General features: G+C 61.3%; 17 protein-coding genes and 2 pseudogenes. 6 read left to right on the plus strand and 13 right to left on the minus strand.

The annotated features are described in order from the left end of the window. Positions 1 to 139: 139 nt before the first annotated feature. From B3H47_RS01630 to B3H47_RS01660, 7 genes and pseudogenes are all read right to left on the minus strand, one after another. Positions 140 to 325: pseudogene (locus tag B3H47_RS01630) on the minus strand (IS21 family transposase); the annotation flags it as partial. Positions 326 to 563: 238 nt separating this feature from the next. Next, a complete protein-coding gene (locus tag B3H47_RS01635) occupies positions 564 to 1,805 on the minus strand; it encodes a cytochrome P450 (protein ID WP_156054878.1) in 1,242 nt (413 codons plus the stop codon). Beyond that, complete coding sequence (bioB, locus tag B3H47_RS01640) at positions 1,798 to 2,835, minus strand: biotin synthase BioB (protein ID WP_286985570.1); 1,038 nt, start codon at positions 2,833 to 2,835, stop codon at positions 1,798 to 1,800. The genes B3H47_RS01635 and bioB overlap by 8 nt, the downstream gene beginning before the upstream one ends. A gap of 31 nt (positions 2,836 to 2,866) precedes the next feature. Further along, a complete protein-coding gene (gene bioD / locus B3H47_RS01645) occupies positions 2,867 to 3,586 on the minus strand; it encodes a dethiobiotin synthase (protein ID WP_156054876.1) in 720 nt (239 codons plus the stop codon). Further along, positions 3,583 to 4,812 (minus strand): 8-amino-7-oxononanoate synthase, encoded by a 1,230-nt coding sequence (gene bioF / locus B3H47_RS01650; RefSeq protein ID WP_156054875.1) that lies wholly within the window; start codon positions 4,810 to 4,812, stop codon positions 3,583 to 3,585. Before bioF ends, bioD begins: the two co-directional genes overlap by 4 nt. Continuing rightward, the gene (gene bioA / locus B3H47_RS01655; RefSeq protein WP_013106287.1) at positions 4,778 to 6,160 is read right to left on the minus strand and encodes an adenosylmethionine--8-amino-7-oxononanoate transaminase; all 1,383 of its coding nucleotides are present in this window, start codon (positions 6,158 to 6,160) and stop codon (positions 4,778 to 4,780) included. The genes bioF and bioA overlap by 35 nt, the downstream gene beginning before the upstream one ends. A gap of 155 nt (positions 6,161 to 6,315) precedes the next feature. Continuing rightward, positions 6,316 to 6,714 (minus strand): annotated as a pseudogene (locus B3H47_RS01660) (IS5/IS1182 family transposase); the annotation flags it as partial. 88 nt (positions 6,715 to 6,802) lie between these two features. Here B3H47_RS01660 and B3H47_RS01665 point away from each other — a divergent pair. Continuing rightward, complete coding sequence (locus tag B3H47_RS01665; RefSeq protein WP_286985573.1) at positions 6,803 to 7,696, plus strand: hypothetical protein; 894 nt, start codon at positions 6,803 to 6,805, stop codon at positions 7,694 to 7,696. Positions 7,697 to 7,811: 115 nt separating this feature from the next. Further along, the gene (gene panD / locus B3H47_RS01670) at positions 7,812 to 8,159 is read left to right on the plus strand and encodes an aspartate 1-decarboxylase (RefSeq protein ID WP_013106289.1); all 348 of its coding nucleotides are present in this window, start codon (positions 7,812 to 7,814) and stop codon (positions 8,157 to 8,159) included. A 169-nt stretch (positions 8,160 to 8,328) separates the two neighbouring features. Here panD and trbB read toward each other — a convergent pair whose 3' ends face one another. The 5 genes from trbB to B3H47_RS01695 form a co-directional block, all read right to left on the minus strand. Next, complete coding sequence (gene trbB / locus B3H47_RS01675) at positions 8,329 to 9,276, minus strand: P-type conjugative transfer ATPase TrbB (protein ID WP_286985574.1); 948 nt, start codon at positions 9,274 to 9,276, stop codon at positions 8,329 to 8,331. After that, positions 9,273 to 9,512 (minus strand): hypothetical protein, encoded by a 240-nt coding sequence (locus B3H47_RS01680; protein ID WP_286985575.1) that lies wholly within the window; start codon positions 9,510 to 9,512, stop codon positions 9,273 to 9,275. Before B3H47_RS01680 ends, trbB begins: the two co-directional genes overlap by 4 nt. A gap of 135 nt (positions 9,513 to 9,647) precedes the next feature. Next, complete coding sequence (locus B3H47_RS01685; protein WP_286985576.1) at positions 9,648 to 10,295, minus strand: DUF6036 family nucleotidyltransferase; 648 nt, start codon at positions 10,293 to 10,295, stop codon at positions 9,648 to 9,650. A 505-nt stretch (positions 10,296 to 10,800) separates the two neighbouring features. Beyond that, entirely contained in the window at positions 10,801 to 12,945 is a 2,145-nt protein-coding gene (traI, locus tag B3H47_RS01690) for a TraI/MobA(P) family conjugative relaxase (RefSeq protein ID WP_286985578.1), read from the minus strand. Then, positions 12,945 to 13,256, minus strand: a complete 312-nt coding sequence (locus tag B3H47_RS01695) for a plasmid mobilization protein (RefSeq protein WP_276709052.1) — start codon at positions 13,254 to 13,256, stop codon at positions 12,945 to 12,947. Before B3H47_RS01695 ends, traI begins: the two co-directional genes overlap by 1 nt. A gap of 364 nt (positions 13,257 to 13,620) precedes the next feature. On the opposite strand from B3H47_RS01695, the gene B3H47_RS01700 reads away from it, so the two are divergent. From B3H47_RS01700 to B3H47_RS01715, 4 genes are all read left to right on the plus strand, one after another. Next, entirely contained in the window at positions 13,621 to 14,244 is a 624-nt protein-coding gene (locus B3H47_RS01700) for a hypothetical protein (protein ID WP_286985579.1), read from the plus strand. Positions 14,245 to 14,318: 74 nt separating this feature from the next. Beyond that, on the plus strand, positions 14,319 to 15,077 hold the full coding sequence (locus B3H47_RS01705) for a hypothetical protein (RefSeq protein WP_286985580.1): 759 nt from the start codon (positions 14,319 to 14,321) through the stop codon (positions 15,075 to 15,077). Next, a complete protein-coding gene (locus tag B3H47_RS01710) occupies positions 15,077 to 15,610 on the plus strand; it encodes a hypothetical protein (protein ID WP_286985581.1) in 534 nt (177 codons plus the stop codon). Before B3H47_RS01705 ends, B3H47_RS01710 begins: the two co-directional genes overlap by 1 nt. Next, positions 15,588 to 16,739, plus strand: coding sequence for a conjugal transfer protein TraB (locus B3H47_RS01715; RefSeq protein WP_286985582.1), 1,152 nt, complete (start codon positions 15,588 to 15,590; stop codon positions 16,737 to 16,739). The genes B3H47_RS01710 and B3H47_RS01715 overlap by 23 nt, the downstream gene beginning before the upstream one ends. A gap of 70 nt (positions 16,740 to 16,809) precedes the next feature. On the opposite strand, the gene B3H47_RS01720 is transcribed toward B3H47_RS01715, so the two are convergent. Further along, entirely contained in the window at positions 16,810 to 20,064 is a 3,255-nt protein-coding gene (locus B3H47_RS01720; protein ID WP_286985583.1) for an Eco57I restriction-modification methylase domain-containing protein, read from the minus strand. Positions 20,065 to 20,170 lie beyond the last annotated feature (106 nt).

Raw genomic sequence — 20,170 nt, forward strand, 5'->3', positions numbered from 1 at the left:
GCCCCTCACCGACCGCTTCGCGAAAAGCGTTTCAGGCGGATCGTGGACGATTGAGATACATTGAAACCCATCGCTTGCGCGCACCCCGACGCGTCCACGATCACGCTGAAACGCCGTCCACGATCAGACTGAAACAGGCGTCCACGATCACTGAAATGCGCAGTGAGGGTTGTGTTCGCCGCGCCGCGTACTGCGGTACGACATCGCTAGGCTGGCGTAGCCAGGTACGCAGCGTGTCGCGCGACAGCCCCGTACTGCGGGCAATCTCTCGAACGGATTTGTGCTGGCGGAAATGCATCCGCTGAATCTTGCCAATCATGTCCATGGTGATCACTCCTGCCCCCATGCCTGAAAAAGCAGCAGGGTAGGTGGAACACCCGGGTCAATTTTGCGTCGGCATAACCTTCAAAAGGGGGGCAATTTTCGTTCGGCACGAACAGATCGGCGACTGCGCCATCGAAAACACGCTTCGTGTGGCGTCAGGCTTGAATTTCGGCGCGTTCCAACCGGCTTATGGCAAACCCGGCGCATGGCTCAAATCGGCACCGGCGCCAACACAATACCTACATGGCAGGTCGCAGCGATAGAGTTTTCAACCCGCGATAGGCTGGGTTTGCAAACCACTGTGGCTCGGCGCTTGCTAGGCGTAGATCGGGCCACCGGGCAAGCATTTGGCGGAATACCACGTCTGCCTCAATGCGAGTTAACGCGGCGCCGAGGCAGACATGGGGACCGGAGCCGAAAGATAGCGTGCCCCGGTCGGTGCGCCTGACATCCAGTTCCTCTGGATCAGCATGGCGCGCCGGGTCACGATTGGCCGCACCGATGAGGGGCAGAACCAGTTCTCCGCGGCGCAGCAACTGTCCATGGAACAAAAGATCCGAGATTACGCGCCTCCCCGTGTACTGCACCGGGCTGTCGTATCGAAGAATTTCACGGACCGCATCTGGCACCAGATTTGGATCCTTCACCAGAAGCTGCCATTGTTCGGCGTGGCTCAGCAGCGCCTGCATGCCATTGCCAAGGAGGTTTCGCGTAGTCTCATGTCCGGCGAACAACAACATGGCGCACTGAGCCAGTAGTTCAGCATCGTCATGAAGCGTGCCGCGTTCTCGCTGCAGCAGTAACGCGCTCAGTAAGTCATCGCCACGGGCCGTGCGCTTGGTCTCCAGTTGATCCTGAAGAAAGCGCGTCATCGCCAACAGGCTTGACTGAGCACGGCATGCCTGCTCTCGTGTTGGCGTTGGCGCACCGATGAAGTCGGCCAAGTCATCCGACCATATCATGACCTCTTCGGTGTCCGCTCCAACAATACCGAGAATGTGCGAGATTACCCGCACGGGGAGCGGGCGCGCCACCTGAGCGATGAAATCGAAGGGCCCTACGCCATTCAGAGAGTCCAGAAGTTCATCTGCGATGCGCTCGATCTCGGGCCGCAAGCGCGTCAGCGCATCGGGGCGAAAGGCAGATTGCATCAAGTTGCGCAGGCGTGAGTGATCCGGCGAATCAAGAAAAAGAAGGGCGCGCCCAAACAGCCGCTGGAAGCGACTCAGTTCACCGCGCTCGTGCTCCAAGTCATTGACCCAGCCGCCGGTGCGTTTTGCCGAAAAACGTGCGTCGCGCAGTACCGTCTCGACGTCTTGATGACGTGTGAGGAGCCACGCTCCGCCGAAAAATTCCTCACTCCAATGCAGCGGACCGGCCTCGCGTAACGCCCGATAGGTCGGATACGGATCCGCGAGGAACGCGCGGTCGACGATCGAGCGCCCTAGTACGCACGGCGGCCGAATGGATACTTCATTCATCCGATCGGCTCTCACATTGCGCCGGATGTTCGCTCTGTACGCGCAATCCGAGGCGTGCCAGCAGCGAGCGGTCACGCTGGGTCTGTGGATTGCACGTGGTGAGCAGGCGGTCACCATAGAAAATGGAGTTGGCACCAGCAGCAAAGCACAGAGCTTGGAGTGCGTCGTCCATCTGCTCGCGCCCTGCGGACAGACGAACTTGGGTACGCGGCATGGTGACGCGCGCCACGGCAATGGTGCGCACAAACTCGAATGGATCGAGTGGCGCAGCCCCCTCCAATGGCGTTCCTTTCACGGCCACCAAGTTGTTGATCGGCACCGATTCGGGGTAGGGCTCCAAGTTGGCCAGTTGTGCAATCAATCCAGCGCGTTGTATCCGGCTTTCGCCCATGCCAACGATACCGCCGCAGCAGACGTTGATACCAGCTTCGCGCACGTTGACTAGCGTATCGAGTCGGTCTTGGTAGGTTCGCGTGCTGATGATGCTGCCATAAAATTCCGGCGCACTGTCTAGATTATGGTTGTAGTAGTCAAGGCCCGCATCCTTTAGCTCGCTCGCCTGTTCGGCATCAAGCATGCCCAGAGTCATACAGGTTTCAAGTCCGAGCGCGCGCACTTCACGCACCATCTCGGTCAAACTTTCCATGTCACGCTCTTTCGGACTACGCCACGCGGCACCCATGCAGAAGCGCGTGGCTCCTTCTGCCTTTGCCGCTCTTGCCGCCTCCAGGACCTCGTCCAAGGGCATTAATTTGCTGGCTTGCACCCCCGCTTCGTGGTGCGCCGATTGCGGACAGTAGCCGCAGTCTTCGCTGCAACCGCCGGTCTTAATGGACAACAGGGTGGACAGTTGAATCATATTTGGGTCGAAGTTCTCCCGATGCACCTGCTGCGCACGGTAAAGCAGATCCATGAAAGGCATGGCGAACAGCGCGTCGACCTGCGCGACACTCCAGCGAGTCGAAGGACTGGGTTCGACGGCAGCGGGAGCGCGCAAACCTGAGACGTTGATGGCGGTTATGGTGGTCATGTCAGGTCCTTTGGAAACAAGGGCAGTCGGTTCAGATAGGGAACACCCGTTGCAATTCAGCGTCGCTCAGGTGGGCCACTACAGCGGCGGCACTGAGATCGCCCAGCCACGGCACGATGCCGACGCAGTTCGCTTGATGCTGCTGCCACAGGCGCTCGCGCAGGCTGGCAATGGTGGCATCAGCCCAGAGCATGGCGGGGTCGATAGCATTGCCGACCCAGCCAGCCAGTCGAAGGCCGCGCGAGCGCACCACGTCGGCAGTAAGCAGTGCGTGGTTGATGCAGCCTAGGCGTAGGCCCACCACCAGGATCACGGGCAGACCAAGTTCCACGGCCAAGTCGGCAGTATCCCAATCCGGTCCGAGCGGTACCCTGAATCCCCCGACACCCTCCACAATCAATACCTCGGCACGCGCTGCTAAATCGTTCGCTGCTCGCAAAATCACCGTGCGCTCAATGGCGCGGCCCTCCATTGAGGCCGCAACCTGCGGTGCACACGCCGACTCGAACTGATACGGACCGACCTCGTCGTCGGTCAACGGGATCGAGCTGGCTTCGCGCAGTGCACGCACATCTGCGTTGATGTGCGCTCCGTTGATCAGCTCGGTCCCCGCTGCCACCGGCTTGAGGCCGGCACTGCGCCAGCCCTGCTGGGCGCACCAATGCAGCAACGCTGTGCTGACACAGGTTTTGCCGACCTCGGTGTCGGTTCCAGTGACGAAGCAGCCTCGCAATGGTGGCGAACGCATCATGCCAACGCCTTCGCCGCTTGACTCAAACCCGTAATCAGGCACTGCACGTCATCCACACTATGCGTTGCCCTGAGCGTGATGCGAAGCCGAGCCGTGCCGACAGGTACGGTGGGCGGACGGATCGCCGGCACCCACAGGCTCTTCGCGTCGAGAGCAGCGGCCAGCGAAAGCGCCGCAGCGTTGTCGCCTACGATCAGTGGCTGGATTGCGGTTTCTGAGACGCCCAACTTCCAGCCGAGCTCAGAGTGCCCTTCGATCAACGCGGACAGCGCAACACGCAATTGCGCGATGCGCTGCTGCAGATGCGCACGGCGTTTTTCCCCTTCCTCACTACGGATCAGCCGCAGGCTCTCGCGCAACGCATGCGCAAGAGCCGGAGGCGTCGCCGTGCTGTAGATATAGGTGCGTGCCGCTTGTATGAGCCAATTGATGATGGTGGGATGCGCAGCGACAAAAGCACCCCCCATACCCGCGGCCTTTCCCATAGTCCCCATGTAGATGATGCGTTCGCTGTAGAGGTCGAAGTGCGCGAGAGTACCTTGACCATAAGGACCCAATACGCCAAAACCGTGCGCATCGTCCACAATCAGATAAGCGTCGTGTTGCTCAGCTAACGTCAACATCCCCGGTAGATCGGCCACATCACCGTCCATGCTGAAGACCGCATCCGTGACGATCAGTTTGATGGGGGTGCGACATGCTTCGAGTTGTTGCGAGAGGACTGTGAGGTCACGGTGCGCGAAACGACGCAAAGGCGCTTTCGACAGCAGCGCACCATCGATCAGGGAAGCATGATTCAGCTTGTCGGAGAAGATGGTGGTCTGCGCATCTGCTAGCGCGGTGAGCAATGCCAGGTTCGCCATGTAGCCCGTGCAGAACGTCAGGGCGCGCGCTCCCGGGATATGCGGTGCTAACCAGGCTGCGAGGTCATCCTCGAGCGCAGCATGCGCGCGCGAATGACCGCTGACCAAGTGGGAGGCGCCGCTGCCTGCACCAAAAAGGCGTGCACCCTCGGCCAACGATTCAATCAGCACTGGATGATTTGCTAGTCCAAGGTAGTCATTGCTACAGAATCCCAGCAACTCCCGCGCGTTAGTGCCATCTGTTCGATGCCCAACACTGACTTGCTGCCGGGGCTCGCAGGGCGTTTCCGCCGTTCGGCGCTGGCGGCGCAGCCCGCGTGAAACACGGTCATGCAGTTGCTGGTTCAGATGGTCGATCAACATCGAGAAGGGGTCCTTGAAGAACGTCGTCCAGCGTGCTGCTTACCTGCTTTGCCAGCCAGGCCGACATACTGGCGTCAAGGAGATAGGGCGGCATCAGGTAGACGGTGCGACCGATCGGCCGGATCAGCAGTTCTCGAGCGCGGCCTGCCAGGTGGAAGCGCTCAGCAAATCGCGACCCGGCGAAAGCCTCGCGCACGTCAAACGCCCAGATCATCCCGGTTTGACGAAAATGTTGGATGCGTGGATCGTCACGAAGCGGTGTCAGGGCGTCCGAGAGTATGGTGGCACGCTGGCGATTGGCCTGCAGCACTTGGTCTTCTTCGAAGCGGTCAAGCACTGCCAGCGCTGCCCGACACGCCAGGGCGTTGCCCGTATAGGAGTGCGAATGCAAGAAACCGCGCGCCACATCGTCGTCGAGAAACGCGCCATAGACAGCATCTCGCGAGAGCACCAGAGACAGAGGCAGGTAGCCACCGCTAATGCCCTTGGACAAGCACAGCAAGTCGGGCCAAATGGGCATGTCGCCCGGCAATGCGGCCTGCTCAAACGCGAAAAACGTCCCGGTCCGCCCGTATCCCACCGCAATTTCATCAGCGATCAGGTGCACCTGATACTCGTCACACAGTGCGCGCGCAGCGCGAAGGTAGGCTGGATCGTGCATTGCCATGCCGGTGGCGCCTTGTACCAGAGGCTCCAGGATTAGGGCAGCAATCCGGTTGTGGCGTGTTTCGAAGAGGATCTTCAATTCCTGCGCAGCACGCAGCGCCACGTCGGTAGGCGACTCGCCTGGCGCTGCCTGTCGCGCATCCGGCGACATGACTTGATGGGCACGCATAAGCAATGGGTCGTAGACATCGCGAAACACAGCCACATCGGTAACGGCCAGCGCCCCCAGTGTTTCGCCGTGGTAGCTCTGGCGCAAACAAACGAACTCCTGCTTCGCGGGGTGGCCGCTATTGCGCCAGAAATGAAAACTCATCTTCAACGCAATTTCTACTGCTGACGCGCCGTCACTACCGAAGAAGCAGTGGCCCAGCACGCCACCTGTCAGCGTCGACAGGCGTTCAGCAAGTTCAACGGCAGGCGCGTGTGTGCAGCCTGCCAGCATGACGTGCGGCAGTCGGTCGAGTTGGTCCTTGAGCGCTGCGTTGATCCTTGCGTCGGCATGACCGAACAGATTGACCCACCAGGAACTGTTTGCATCGAAGTAACGGTGACCAGATTCGTCAAACAGCCAGGGGCCCTGGCCACTCAGGATTCCAAGCGGAGGATATTGCGCAGCACGCTGCATCTGCGTGCAGGGATGCCAGACAGCACGAAGACTTCGATGGGCAAGATCCACGGACATTCAGCAGTAGTAAGGAGGTCGCGCACTGCCATGCGCCAGCCGTCATGGCGGTCGTGGCGACCCGGATCCGGCAGAGCCAAAAGAGACAGCGCTCAAGAAAACCGCGTACTGTAGTCCATCCCAGGGTACAGAATCCGTCCTGAACAATGCGTCCGTCAGACGACCGGTGGCGTTTGAATGACCGGTGCGGCGGCGGACGCCACCAACCAGTCTTGCAATGAGGCCAAGATTTGGGCACAAAGAAGCCGCAGCTTCTTCAGCAGCAGGCGAATGTTGTGCCCTGCGCCGCACAGTACCGCATGCAGCGCATCGCCGAGAACGCCTTTGAGCGGATTGCGGCCCAGGCGCCCGTCGGCCTTCATGTGGCCGATGCTCGGCTCGATGGCGCTGCGCCGCTTGATCATCGCGTGCAGGGTTCGCGTCAGTCCGCGCTTCTGTCCGGAGAGCAGGATGCGCACCCCGTCGATCTCGACGCCGCGGTAGCCCTTGTCGACGACGGCGATCTCCGGCTGGACGTCGGCGAGGACACCCACCTGCTCCAGCGGCTCGGCCAGCCCAGCCACCAATCGGGGCGAGAGCGCGGGACGACCCCGGCCCGAGTTGAAGTGAACAGCGAAGCGGCGGTACAAACATAGGCATGGAATGTTCGAACGCAAGTCCGAATGTTTTAGGCAGGTGCAAAGCCAAAAATTGACACCACAGACAATAACAATAAGAATGATTCTTATTTTTGGAGTCTGTTCCATGCGCAATAGGTATTTTCGCGTCATTTTTCTCTTCACCCTGATCGGTTTGGGCTGCGCTCAGCAGGCATCCGCACAGGAATGGAACTGTGATGTGGACGACTACATCACCAAGGCCATCGGCATCGAAGAGCCTTGGCTGGAAAACGCCGGCTATCTGTTCTCACAGGTCACGAACGCGCAACCCGGCTCACTGACGCTGGCACCCGAGGTCGAAGCGAAGCTGAACGATCATGTCGGCATGGAACTCGATCTGCCGACCTACACCGCGAACACTCCCATTGGAAGCGCCCCTGCAACCTTCGGCCCTGCCGCGGCCGGGCTCAAGTTGGCAACCCTGCATACGTGCAATATGGGTCGGGGCATGGCCACGCTGCTCACGTTCGAGATTGAAGGACAATACTGGACCGATCCGCGCCGCTCAGTGCTGCCGGGCCAAGGCAATGCAGTGTCCGCGCAGGTGATGTGGGCGCAACTCTGGTATCCCTGGTTCACCCAGGGCGAGGCGGGCTATACCCAGCGGATCGGCATGGGGATCTCCAGCGGCTGGTTTGTCAACACCAGCCTGGGCAGATCAATCAGTACCGCTTACGCCGCCCAGTTGGAGGTCGAGGTGGACAATCAATTGATCCTGGATGACGGCAGACGCGGCATGGAAGGCTCGGTAATGCCACAGGTCGCCTATCACGTCACCCCCGTTTGGCTACTGGCCGTCGGTGAGCAGGCATCGTTTCAGCAAAGCAGTTCGCAGCCAAAGTGGTCGACCTGGGTGATGGCCGAGCGTGACTTTTAAAGCGTTCTACGATGTCAGTTTGATGCGTCACCTCGATAGCACTTGCCGCCCGCAACTTTGCCCACCCGCCAACATGCCAGACACCACGCCGTCAAACTCCGCACCCGCCCGTGTGATGCTGCGAGCCAAGATTCATCGCGCCACACTCACCGGCGCAGACTTGCATTACGAAGGCTCTTGCGGCATCGACCAGGCGCTGCTTGATGCCTGCGACATCATTGCCGGCGAGCAGATCGAGATTTACAACGTGACCAACGGAGCGCGTCTGAGCACCTATGCCATAGCAGAGCCAAAAGGCAGCGGCAACATAACCTTGAATGGATCAGCCGCGCGCCATGCCGCCATAGGTGATCTGCTCATCATCTGCACCTATAGCCCGATGGCCGATACCACAGCGCGTAAATTTCGCCCGCGCATCGCCCTGCTGGATGCCCGCAACGGCATCGCGTCGATGAAGGTATGAGGCAAAGGCGACAGTGCCTCGGTTTACATTGCAAAGCGATGGCGCGTTGCCACGGTGATTGTTTTGACGGATGAACGGTGAGTTGCATAGGGCTACCGACATCTCGGCACCAGTGGCGGCTTTGGATCAGGACGGGTGGCGGTTTCTCGCCGGAATACGAAAGGTGGCATCAGGCGAGGCGCTCGACGTGGAACCCGCCGCTGGACGACCAGCCGCGTACCGCGGCCACTTCTTCTACCCCGCGGCCATCTGCAGTGCGCTTGATCGAGACGACCACATTCACCGCTTCGGCGATGAGTTCCGGGTTTGGCGGCACACCAGCTTCTTGAATGAGTTGGCCAATGCGGATCAGCGCAGCGCTGGCATCATTGGCATGCACTGTGCCGACACCGCCAGGATGCCCTGTATTCCAGGCTTTGAGCAAGGCCAGGGCGCTACCGTCGCGCACTTCACCGACCACGATTCTGTCTGGCCGCAGCCGCATGGTGGCGCGCAGCAGCCGGGTCATGTCGGTGTTGTCGCTGGTGCGCAGGAACACGACGTTTTCAGCATTGACCTGCAGCTCGCGGGTGTCTTCGATCACCACGATGCGATGTTCGCCGTCAAGCCGGGCCACGGCGTCGAGGATGGCGTTGGCCAAGGTGGTCTTGCCTGTGCCGGTGCCGCCTGAGACCAAAACATTCAGCCGGCCGGCAACCGCCTCTTCGAGCGCTTGGCGCTGGGCGTGCGTCATGATGCCCTTGGCGACATAGTCATCCAGGGTAAAGACCAGCGTCGCCTTCTTGCGCAGGGCAAAGCTGGCGCGTTCGACCAGCGGCGGAATCAGGGCTTCAAAGCGGCTGCCGTCCAGCGGCAGTTCGCATTCAAGGATGGGTTGCTGCGGCGTCACCACGGTATCAAGCATGGCCGCCACGGTGTTGACGATGGTCAGCGCCCGCACGGCGTCGATGCGGCCGGTCTGTTGCATGCCTTCCCCCATCCGATCCACCCACAGGGAGCCATCCGGGTTGAGCATGATTTCGACGACCCTGGGGTCGTCAAGCGGGGTGAGGATTTCCGGCCCCATGGCCCGGCGCAGGGCTTCGGATTGGCGAGCGTGGGTGATCTGTGCACTCACTCGCACTCCCCGGTGCCGGGTTGATCCTCGAGTTCGGTGACTGTCACGTCGATGGGGCGCACGCCATTGCCGGCCAACTCCAGGATGTCGTCCTGGCTGGCCGGACGGGTGTTTTCAAGGGTTGACTCGGTGAGGGATCGGATCAGGCCTTTGGCTGCACCGCGCTGGGTGAACGCGCGCACGAGATGGTCTTTCCCGCCAAAGCCGACGACGTAGAGTTTTCCGGGGGTTGCCATGAATGCTCCAGGGTTGCGGCGCCAGACGTTGGCGCCTTGCCCTGACTCTGCGGGGTGGGGACGGAAGGGGTGAAGCGTTTCACCGCGGCGGCGGTGTTGCCACGACCCATATTCTGATCGAGGCGGCCGATCTGATCAGCGATCCAATCCCTTGGATTTCTTGCTCAGCGGCAAGGCCCGACGCATGCCCTCAATGGTCGAGGGCTCGTTGCCTTTGGCTAGCTCGGGAAGTGGACGTTCGGAGATCGTCTGCCCGAGCAAGCTGATTCGCTGCCTCAAATCTTCGGGCTTGAGCCCGTATTCAGACAGTCGGCTCTGAGGAACCTGCGATGCTCGGCGTTCCAGCTCGTCGCGATGAATCAGTTTGCTCTCCAGCATCACGCCCAGAAATTCCTTGTCCTTCTCTCTCCATGCAACAAGCTTGGAAACTGCCATGTCGGTCGGGTCCAAACAGAAGCCGTCTGCAAGCGTGATGGGATCGCGCACCTGATTGAGACGGTATTGCCACCCGTCAGGCAACACAGCGGTCTCTGGCCCGACCCCTTGTGCGTAGTATCCAAAAGTCTCGTGGAACGGGGATCCTTCTCCGATTGATCCGTCGATCAAGTCAGCGAGTTCGGGTGCATCCAGTGGGTAGATGTCGGCTTCCGCGGAGTACCCCAAGACCCCGGGCGGGTCGGGCATGACGCCGACGATCGATTGAGAGCCGACGACGATGAATCGGCCTTGCTTGGTGATCGCCGATGCGGCACGAAGAATGTGCTCAAGCTGCTCCCTGTTCATGTTTCGCTTCCTTCAAGAGCGCCCACCTCTTGCGAGGCGGAACCAACACGGAAAAGGGAGAGCTTTGCCGCAAACGTGTGGCGTATTCGTCTTCAGACACCATGACCTGCACGACCACAGATGGACCACGAGCGATCAACGACAACCACTCGTCCCAGTCACGGCACGCGTTGATGCCGTTGGACTGCTTCCAGCTCCGCAGAATTGCCTCGGCACGGACCAACAACGCCTCATCGCGAGCGACTGCCCCCGCTGCCTCTCGATGCAACAGGAGGCTGAACCTGTCGTTTCGCGCATGGCTGTTGATCGCCCTCATCGAAAACAAGCTCCGGTTGGCCCCCCTTCAGGGAGGCAATTGAACTTGGGAGAGGCGTACCCTCTTCCGTGTTGTTTCGCCCGGACAGTCCGGGCGCGGATTGAAACGAACGCATGTTATCCCGTACAGAAATGACTATGCAGCCGACGGTTGATCAGTGATCAATCGTGGTTGCGCGACGATCACGATTCACCGGTCATGCCCTATGTCCCGCTGCCTCGCCAACCCGCCCACTTCCCGCATGAAGCCGGCATAGCGCTCGCCCAGCGCTTTGCGAGTTTGCGCGTTCGCTGCGGCGACATCCCCGCCCAATTTCTCGACGCGCGCCATGCCGTGCATCCAGTCCTGCACAGCGCGGGTGCGCGCGGCGTCGGTCTGGGCCTGTTGCCATGCCGTTAGCGCCGCATCGACTGCCCGCATTTCGGGCAGCGCAGCGGTGTCCTGCGGTTTCAAGGACTTGGCCGCATCGGGGGCAGACTTCTCCACAGCCGTTGGGGACAACTGGGGCGGGCGCTGCCTGCGCTGCTGCTCGTCCTGCACGATGGCCTGCAAGTCGGCGTCCACGACTTCGATGCCCAGCCGCACCGCCTGCCGCGCCGCCCGTTCCCGGAACTCACTGCTGCCAGTGATGTCCACCTTGCCGCCGTACTTCTGCGAGGCCATACGCAAAGCCGCTTCCAGACTGTCATCGCTCTTGTCGTGCATCACGATACGCGGGCCGGTGTCGGTGAACTTGTCCCGCCCCTGTGCATCACGGTACAGCACGAATTGCCGCTTGTGGTCGATCTGCGCATCCAGTCCGGCCAGCGTGAGCTTGCGCAGCGGGTCGAGTTCTTCGCCCTCGATGCCGTCCACCTGCTTGCCCTTGTTGCGCTGCTCGCGGTAGCGGATACCGCGCAGCGCGGCCTGCGCCGCCTCGTCGCCCTGTGCCGCTTCGCGCTCAAGCCACTTGCGCCACACGTCCTGTTTGGGCAGCTTGGCCGAGAGCGCCTTGCGTTCTGCGGCCTGACGCTTCTGCAAGGCTTCACGCTGCTGCGCCGCCTTGAGCGCCCACAGGGACTGCACTACGGCGAGCGACTGCCCAGACTGCCGGGCCTGCGCGACCAAGGCCTTGCGGTCATGGCGTATTTGCACGGCGAGTTCCTGCCGTTCGCGCTGGTGTTGGCTGCGCAGTTCGGCGCGCTGCTGCGGTCGCTGTGCACGCCCTGCAGCCTGTTCGGCTTCGAAGCGGGCGGCGAGTGCGGCGCGGGCGTCGACGCGGGCTTGCCTGCGCAGAGCGCGGAGGTCGGGATCGCGGGCTGAGTTTTTTGCGGGCAGGCGGTCCGGTTTATCGCTTTGGCTGCGGCTTGTCTTGACGTACTCCGCATAGGCGCGTGACGGTGCTGTTTCAGATTGCAGGGCGGCAACGAAGGAGCCGAGGCGCTTTTCCAGTTCGGCCTTGCTGGCCCAGCGGCCCAGCTGGGAGGCCTTGGCGGCCAGGATGCGGCCATCGTCGAGCTGGGTGGTGACGACCAGACCGGAGCCTTTGGACTGAAGGGTGACGCCGTGCTGCGCCAGGGCCTGATGGGCGTCGGCCCAGGTGGCGCCAGAGGTCTGCACGGCGGAGCGCAGGTCTTGGGCGGGCTGGCCGGCGACCCAGGACTGGAAGGAGTCGGCACCGAGACGGTATTCGGCGGCGGCGGCCCCACGCGTCAAACGTGGCTTGCCCTCATCCTTCAGCAGCCCTCGCGCGCGTCGTTCCGCACGGCTCATGCGCACGATGGTCGGCCCCTGGTCGGTATCCAGGGTGATGTAGGGGCCATTGGCACGGGCATAGCCGAATTCGAGTTCGAGTTCGCGCATGCAGCGGTCGAGGATGAAATAGTCCTTCTTGAACGGCGGCTGCACAGCGATCAGTTTTTCGGGATGCACGCGGTTGATGACCAGGTGCACATGATCGTTGTCGGTATCTCGGTGGGTGGCCCAGGCGGCCTGATGCGCACTGAAGCCGAGCGCATCCATGACGTGCTTGCAGGCGTGTTCGGCCTGCTGCGCCGTGGGGTGTTCGCCCTCCTGCCAGGTTATGGCGACGTGATAGACGGGGTTGCCTTTGAACCGGCCTTTGCGTTCGCAGTCTCGGACGACGCCGTCGCAGACGCCGGCAAGGTCTTCGGCGTAGGCCAGACGGTGTTCGCCAAGCGTCCAGTAGATCTGATCGTCGTCGATGTTGAAGTGGCCGCCGTCCAGGGTCTGTCCAGGCGGCAATTCTTCATTGCCGCGCATGACGTAGCGCATGACGTGAGCGAATCCCTTGCTGGGCGCGCCCGGTTTGAGCGTGATGACTTTGGCAAGCATCAGGGCGCCCTTCTCAGCATGGCGGCGGTGCGCTGGAGTTCTTCGACCAGTTGCCACCAGCGGCGGCGGTCATCGCCCGATGCCCAGCCCTTGTCTTTAGGGTAGAGATGTTTGAGCAGACGTCCGAGCTGGTCGATGCGCTGCGCGGTGGAGTCGTCGGCGTGGCTGATCACCGCTTGATGCGTGGCACGCAGGCGGATGAGTTCCGACATGCTTTTGTTGGCCGCCTGCGCCTGATTGCGCAGATCGGTGAGCTGGGCGGTGGTGAGGCGCACGCGCACGGTGTGGGGCTTGCGATCTTGAGAGTCCATGCCGTGACTCTGCAAGGCAGGGACGGCACAGTCTGTCCGAGGCGTGGCGCGTCTCTGATCGGTCGTGAGGCGGTTTGAGGCGGACGTGTGTCAGGCGTGTCTCAAACGTCCGATGCGTAAAAACCTTGCAAGGTAATGTTTCGTGGGACATTTCGGACGCCGCTGGACGCGGCATGCCGACGCCTGGCGGCGCCATGTCACACGAAACGCTTGGTCAGGGCTGCGCCCCGACACCCTCTTGGACAACTCCCGCCGCAGCGCGGACGCCGATGACGGTTCTCCGCGGTTCCCTTGTCGCACGCTGGCCCCGTCTCGCAGAGTCCGGGTAGGGCGCCGATGAAAGGCGCGCACAAAAGGACTCACGATGATGCAAAACGAGGACAGGCCAGACGCGCCTGACGACGCTGATGCATTCGACCGCGACACGGCCCTACGGCAACTGGAGCAGACGCAAGCCGAGTTGAGGGAAATCGCACGGCGGAAGCGACAGACGGCACAGGCGCGTGCCCGTGCCGAAGAAGCCAGCAACCCACGGCAGTTCGCGCTCAATAGTCTGATGGCGATCGAGGACGAACTGTTTGCCCTGTTCGACAGCGACGAGAAGCCCGCCGAGATTCAGGCTTACCTGAAGAAGTGCATGCCGAGCATCCCGCCGGACGACCTGCGACATGCCCTGGACGCAATTCGGAAACGGCGAGGACGGTTTGATCTGCGTGCACCGTCGGTTGCGCCTGCGACACCCAAAGCCAAACCGGCACAGGCAAGCCCCCCATCGGCCGCGCCCACGAACAAGCGCCCAGCCGTGAAGACGGCGACTGCCGTAAGCACGCCTTCTGCTGCACCCGGACTGGAAGGTCTGGAGTTGCCAGACTGGGCGGACGGCTCTGACCGCCTGCCGGAGGAATCCGAGGCGGACTACATCCTGCGCAAGAACCTTGAAGGTCCGCCCGAGGCGCGGCGCAAGTTCATCGGCGAGCACAACGCCTGATTCCCCGGCTGCCGCCGGACGCCGCCGGGGCGCTGCCCGGTCTTTTTTCGATCCTTACAGAAAGGTTTTCCATCATGCTCAAGACGTTCATCATCGATGGCGACAAAGGCGGCGTCGGCAAGAGCCTGGCCGCCCGCGCGCTGGTTCACCATTTCCTGTCCAGCGAGGACGCTGAGCGGCCCCGTCTGGTGGTCTATGACGCCGATCTCTCCAACCCGGACGTGTGCGGCGAAGGCGGTCTGCGACCTGGGGGCGGCATCGTCGGCACGGCGCTGCTCGATCTTTCGACCGAGAGCGGCTGGATCGATCTGGGCACGAAGCTGGCCATGCTCAGCGCTGCCGCCCAGACTGCGGAATACCGCATCATCATCAATATGCCAGCGCAGATCGGCACACGGGCGTTCGACGGGTCGATCCACATCGTGAGCGAGGTGCTGCGCGAGGCCAATGCGATTCCGGTCTGGCTGCTCAGCCGCACGCAAGAGAGCATCCGGGCGCTCAATTACCGCCTGCGCCAAATGCCTGCGCGCTATGAGGCGGGGATTGTGGTGAAGAACCTGTTCTTCGGCTCGGCGGACAAGTTCTTACTCTGGCAGTTGGATGAACTGCGGCAGCGTCTGGTGGACGAAGGCGCCTGGCTCGAAGCTGAACTGCCGGAGATGAACGATCAGCTCGCCGTGATGATCGGGCGCCGCCCGTTCCATGACGTGCTGGCGACCGGGATTGACGGTCGGCCGCTTCCTTATGGCTATCGCCTGGCGTTGCAGTCCTGGCTCAAACGGGCTGGCACCGCGCTAGAGCCGATCGAGGCCATCGAGTCGGGGGTGGTGTGATGGCCTACAGCAATTCTGAGCAGGTGTTCATGGATGTTCTCGGGCGGCTCCCCGCCGAGGACGAGTGGAAGGAGATTCGTTCCCTGCTCGGCATACTGCAGCGTGCGGGGTTTTCCGTAGATGACCCGAGCAATGCGCCGCACGTCACGCTGTTTGCCTGGGGCTGGGCGCGCAGTACGCCTAGAGCAGATGTGCTGGCGGCGGTGAAGGCGGCGGTGATGGAGTTGGGCACGGCCGGCACGCCGTCGACGGATTTGACGCCGGTGTTGAGTGCGGTGCAGGATTTGCAGATCGCTGCGGCGCGCCCGGTCACTGTGAAAATCGATGAGGGGATAGTCAGCGAGGCGGTAGCGCGTGCCTTGCGTGAGCCGATTTCACTGGCGTCGATGGCGATCCTGGGCGTCGTCATCGCGGTCGCTTTTTTTGTCGGTTCCTGGTGGGGCAACCGCCAGTTGGCACCCACGGTTCAGATGCAGCAGCAGATGATTCAGAAGCTGACGGCTCCTGACCATGCGTCGCGTTCTGGCCAGTGAATGGCCCATCCCCGTCGCGGCTGTTGCCGGCAGCGCCTGGCTGTCGGGCGGTTCCAGCCTCCTTGGGCCGTTTGCATCGCTCGGGCTTCCCTTGCTCATAGCGGGCCGCGGCACGGCGCGGCGACGGTTTTGCGTTGCGCTGGCCTATTACGCGGTGGGCTGCTGGCCCATCGTTTCGGCGGTGTTGGGCTACTGGGGGGAACATCACGCCGTGATGGCTTGGTCAGCATGGGCAGCTGCGTCGCTGGCGTTGTCCATACCTTGGGCTCTGCCGCCTGGACGCGGCGGGTTGCTTGCCGCGCTGCTGCTCACGGCCCTGCCGCCGCTGGGCGTGATCGGCTGGCTCTCCCCGATGAATGCTGCGGGTGTGCTGTTCCCTGGTGGCGGATGGGTGGGGGTGATCGGCCTGCTGCTGCTCGTCGCGCTCTGGCCTGCGGCGGTGAACGGTCATGCGGGCGCGCGGATCGCCATCGTGGGTGTGTTGGCAGGCAGTATCGTCATGAATCTGCTGGCCGTGGTTTCCCCGCCCGCACTCATGCCCCAAGACTGGGTGGGCGCGCAAACGCATGTACACCCAGGGGATGGAAATATCCTCGCATCGATTCAGAACAACCAGCGCATCATCGAAGCAGGGCTACGGCAAGGCGTCGGCGCGCGGGTCGTGGTGTTTCCCGAGGCGGTTCTGCCGGACTGGTACGGCGGCACCAGGTCGCAGTTCGCCGCGGCGGTGCCGCCCGGGCAGGTCTGGCTGCTCGGTGTGCAGACGAATGGGCGCAATGCCGTGGTGCGGGTCAAACAGGGAGACGCCGATCCGGTTCCCGTGGCACAGGCTGCTGGCCTGCTGCTAGGCGGCGACTGGCAGCCGTGGAACCCACGCACCTTGCGTCCTGCCTGGTGGCAACGCGTGTTTGCGCTTGACGGGCAACGCGTGTGGGCCGCGATTTGCGTGGAGCAGGTACAGCCTTGGACGTGGCTCGAAGCGTTGTGGCTGAGGCCGGAAGTGATTCTGGCGATGTCCAATGCTTGGTGGGCACCGTCGGGCAGTGCCGCGCCGGAAATTCAGGAAGCCAGCGGAAACGCTTGGGCGAGACTCATGGATCTGCCGATCCTGTCGTCGGTAAATCGGTGATTAGCGCCCTGCGCGAAGGGGTTTCTAAATCAGCCATGGCTATCACAACGCTAGCCGTCGTTCCAATGCATCACCGGCGCAGTGCAATCTCTGCGTCGATTATCTTTGCGGCAGCGGCTCGAACCTTTGCAACGATCTTAGCCCGCGCCTTGGAGTCGTGCTCCTGATGCGCTTGCTTCGCCAACGCGGCGAGCGACTTATGCTCAACCGACGATCCGTCGTACTCGGGCAAGCTCACATGCTTGAAGATGTCGCCCATGTTGGTCGCAACGTTGTGGGCCTCGATCATCTCCTTGACGATTTCCGAGTGCAGCAAGCCGCACAGGTAGTAGGCCGGTTCCGGCTGATCGAAGTCGGCAAAGTAGAGCTTGTGATCAGGCACATAGACGCGAGGCCCATAACCTGGCACTGAACCTGATTCGACCACAGCCGCGGAGAAATCACCCGTCATCTCAGCCCATATGACCTTGAAGGGGGCAAACGTGTAGTCACCCACGTTGTAGATCGCGAAGAAGGGCGCCCCCTTCATGCGCGTCTTGAAGGTGGATCGAGATTCCAGGAAGGACTTGTACGCCTTGAAGAACTTAAGGGTCTTAGGGTTCGTGTGGCTGCTATAGCTAGCCGCAGCAGTATCTAGCGAGGCGCGGTCAATGCCTCTGTTGGGGACGAACGCATACAAGGTGTTCTCAGGTAGGAAATAGCAGGGGTGCAAGTCCCCAGCCCCCTTCGCGAGCGGGAACAAGCTCTCAGCCTCGACCCAAAACTCGCGGGGCTGGCCTAGGTCGGTCTTGCCTTCGTGTGGGCGCGTGCGCACCTTGACGGTCTGCGTGACCGGATTCGAGTCGATAACATCGACGAAGTAGACCCCGTTGAGGTCAGTCGTGATGCCCTTTCGTCCATTGACCCAGGTCGAAGCGCCAAACATAGCTTGGCAAGCGGCAAAGTGGCCAGGCTTCATGATTGCCCAGGGCGCACCTTCCATTGCCTGCGAAACGGGATTGGCCTCCATCTGGATCACATCAACCAAATCAATCACTTTGGCACGAGGCAAGCGAGGGTCGATGGCCTTCAAGCGGGCCGCTCGACCGCCGCGCCCCTTCTTCGGGTTGCCGGCATCGTCCATCTTGGGTTTGCCGAGCCATACTTGATAGTTCAACGGATACCGGGTTGTCCCCTGCACCCTCTTCGTAAACATCGCGACGGCCGTCTTATTGGCCGCGTCTGGGAAGGGCTTCAGCTCCTTCATGTCGTCAACCGAGATCGGAACCAAACGATCCGTTGCGTTGATTCGGAAGCGTCTGAAACCCTGTGATGACGGGGATTGAAAGACCGTCTGCGTGATGATGAACACCAACCTGCCATCTTCGACAAGCCACTTGTCGGCCGCCGTGTAGGTGATGATGGCGGAAATGTCCAACTCGTTGCCGCCGTGGAACTTGGTATCCGAGAAGATCGCGTACTTCTCGCAAGTCGGTTTCGCCCGGTTTCGATACGCCTCGGGCAGGTTCGACCAGCGCACCCAGGGCGGATTACCGACGATGGCATCGAACTGCCCCGCCGTGGCGGACCAGAAGAAGTTGCGCACGATCCTGAACCAGATGCCGTTCCAGTTTTGCCGGTGCAAAGCAAGCACTTGGTCATAGGTCAGTTTGAGCTGGTCGTGCCACTCCTCGGCCTGGTCCTTGGTCAGAATGCGAGCTTTCACCAGTGCCTGCGCGACAGGCGGATACTCCGAATCTTTTTCAACCTCTTCGCCCATGAGCTGGAACACGTTGTCCAGCAACCCGCGATCACGGGCCAGGTCGGCGGGAAGAACGACTTGGAGATTGGCCTGCTGGCTTCCGATGCTGTACTCAACGACCTTCTGGTCGCCGTCCGGATGGGGCGCAGGTGAGTACACCGCATCGGCCAGTAGCACAGGAATCTCTATGTCCTTGCCTTTGCACTGTTGCATCAAGTCCGCAATTGCGATCAAGAAGTTCACGCGGGAAGACTGCACAGCCAGGGGGTTGAGGTCAAAGCCCCAGACCGTGGTTGTCAGCATGTCCACGGTTTGCTCGGCAGTCCAGTTCGCCGCGAGAGCTGCGTTGCGCTTATGTTCGATGGCCTCCAAAAGGAACGAACCCGACCCGCATGTTGGGTCAAGGAGGCGAGCTGATAGCCACTGGTCCCCCTTGTATTCGAGCTTGGCTACGGCGTGTTCGACCAACCAATCTGGCGTGTAGAACTCGCCGAGACTCTTGCGCAACTCCTCAGGCACCAAGTCCTGGTAGAAATCTCGCAAGACATCGCGTGATCGGCCCGTTTTCTTGATCGTGTCGAAGCGGTAGACCGACAATTGGGCCAGAAGCATGCGAATCGCCAGGCACATCGACGTGCGGATGGACTTCTTGGTTGTCGCGTCTAGATACCAGCTAAAGATGGCTTCTTCAACGAAGCCGTGCAAACCCACCGCGCTAAAGATCCCGCCGTCTTCGACGTCCGACCGCAAGGCGTCGATCAGCGCGTCATCTGACGCCAATGTGAGCAGCTCATGAATCAGTGACGTACTGGATGCCATGCCGTGCGCGGCCACGATCTCGGCCGCGATCAACTTCATCAGCAGCGAGTGGAAGGTGTGGGTAACGAAGAGCTTGGCCGGCAGGTCAACGTCGGCAGGGCCTGCGAAGTCAAAGCCCAACGATCCATTGATCTTTTTGCGTTGCTGGATGCTCAGGTCGGCCGCCTGCCCGTACAGGGTTGACCATTCCTCGAAAAGCATCTTGATCTTGCGATTGCCTCGTTGACCTAGCGCGTCAGCCAGTGCATTGGATAGCTCCTGCATGAACTCGCGGCCGGTGCGGGAAAGATGCCCAAAGTCTTCGGCTAGGTTCTCTGCGGTGATGGCTCGCCGGAAGTTGGCCCTCAGGGCATCGACCACCATCTGGAAGGTGATGGTCGAGAATGGCATCAACGGCTGGTGGGCGATCTTGCCGCCCTGCACTTGTGCGAAGCTCAAATGCTCACCGTCGATGGCAATACCGATGTAGTCCTCCTCGGCCAAGCCCTGTTCAGATGCCAAGCGAGGGATGTATTTCAGAAGCCGGCCCTCAGTCGCTTCGACAAACTTGGGGTTCATCTCGCTACCGTTGAAAAGACCGGGGCCTTTGAACTCGATGACGACGTTGTTGTAGCTAGAGTCGCGCCTAGCTCGCTCCGCGTCCAGGTCGATCTGCAGTGCCTCTTCTAGCCCTTTCATCCAGGCATGGCGTACCTCTTCCTCGTTGGCCCACTGCCTTCGGCGTCGGTTGATGAGGTCATATCCCTTCTTGGTATTGGCGTCCATTCGCGTCTTATTTTCCCGTTTATATTTCGCTCTAAAAGCCTTATTGCGGATAGAGCTATGACGCTAACCACAATACTCGAATAGCACAGTAGCCTCAGAATCCATG

The sequence above is a fragment of the Thiomonas sp. UBA7699 genome, from assembly GCF_002482605.1.
In the GTDB taxonomy this organism is placed as follows: Bacteria; Pseudomonadota; Gammaproteobacteria; order Burkholderiales; family Burkholderiaceae_C; genus Thiomonas; species Thiomonas arsenitoxydans.

What these genes read in the sequence shown, in the direction of transcription:
- B3H47_RS01710 (WP_286985581.1), top strand. Translation starts at nt 15,077, where the DNA reads ATGGCCTACAGCAATTCTGAGCAGGTGTTCATGGATGTTCTCGGGCGG.
- B3H47_RS01665 (WP_286985573.1), top strand. Translation starts at nt 6,803, where the DNA reads ATGTTCGAACGCAAGTCCGAATGTTTTAGGCAGGTGCAAAGCCAAAAA.
- B3H47_RS01700 (WP_286985579.1), top strand. Translation starts at nt 13,621, where the DNA reads ATGATGCAAAACGAGGACAGGCCAGACGCGCCTGACGACGCTGATGCA.
- B3H47_RS01720 (WP_286985583.1), bottom strand. Translation starts at nt 20,064, where the DNA reads ATGGACGCCAATACCAAGAAGGGATATGACCTCATCAACCGACGCCGA.
- panD (WP_013106289.1), top strand. Translation starts at nt 7,812, where the DNA reads ATGCTGCGAGCCAAGATTCATCGCGCCACACTCACCGGCGCAGACTTG.
- traI (WP_286985578.1), bottom strand. Translation starts at nt 12,945, where the DNA reads ATGCTTGCCAAAGTCATCACGCTCAAACCGGGCGCGCCCAGCAAGGGA.
- bioD (WP_156054876.1), bottom strand. Translation starts at nt 3,586, where the DNA reads ATGATGCGTTCGCCACCATTGCGAGGCTGCTTCGTCACTGGAACCGAC.
- B3H47_RS01715 (WP_286985582.1), top strand. Translation starts at nt 15,588, where the DNA reads ATGCGTCGCGTTCTGGCCAGTGAATGGCCCATCCCCGTCGCGGCTGTT.
- B3H47_RS01705 (WP_286985580.1), top strand. Translation starts at nt 14,319, where the DNA reads ATGCTCAAGACGTTCATCATCGATGGCGACAAAGGCGGCGTCGGCAAG.
- bioA (WP_013106287.1), bottom strand. Translation starts at nt 6,160, where the DNA reads ATGTCCGTGGATCTTGCCCATCGAAGTCTTCGTGCTGTCTGGCATCCC.
- bioF (WP_156054875.1), bottom strand. Translation starts at nt 4,812, where the DNA reads ATGTTGATCGACCATCTGAACCAGCAACTGCATGACCGTGTTTCACGC.
- B3H47_RS01635 (WP_156054878.1), bottom strand. Translation starts at nt 1,805, where the DNA reads ATGAATGAAGTATCCATTCGGCCGCCGTGCGTACTAGGGCGCTCGATC.
- bioB (WP_286985570.1), bottom strand. Translation starts at nt 2,835, where the DNA reads ATGACCACCATAACCGCCATCAACGTCTCAGGTTTGCGCGCTCCCGCT.
- B3H47_RS01685 (WP_286985576.1), bottom strand. Translation starts at nt 10,295, where the DNA reads ATGAACAGGGAGCAGCTTGAGCACATTCTTCGTGCCGCATCGGCGATC.
- B3H47_RS01680 (WP_286985575.1), bottom strand. Translation starts at nt 9,512, where the DNA reads ATGGCAACCCCCGGAAAACTCTACGTCGTCGGCTTTGGCGGGAAAGAC.
- B3H47_RS01695 (WP_276709052.1), bottom strand. Translation starts at nt 13,256, where the DNA reads ATGGACTCTCAAGATCGCAAGCCCCACACCGTGCGCGTGCGCCTCACC.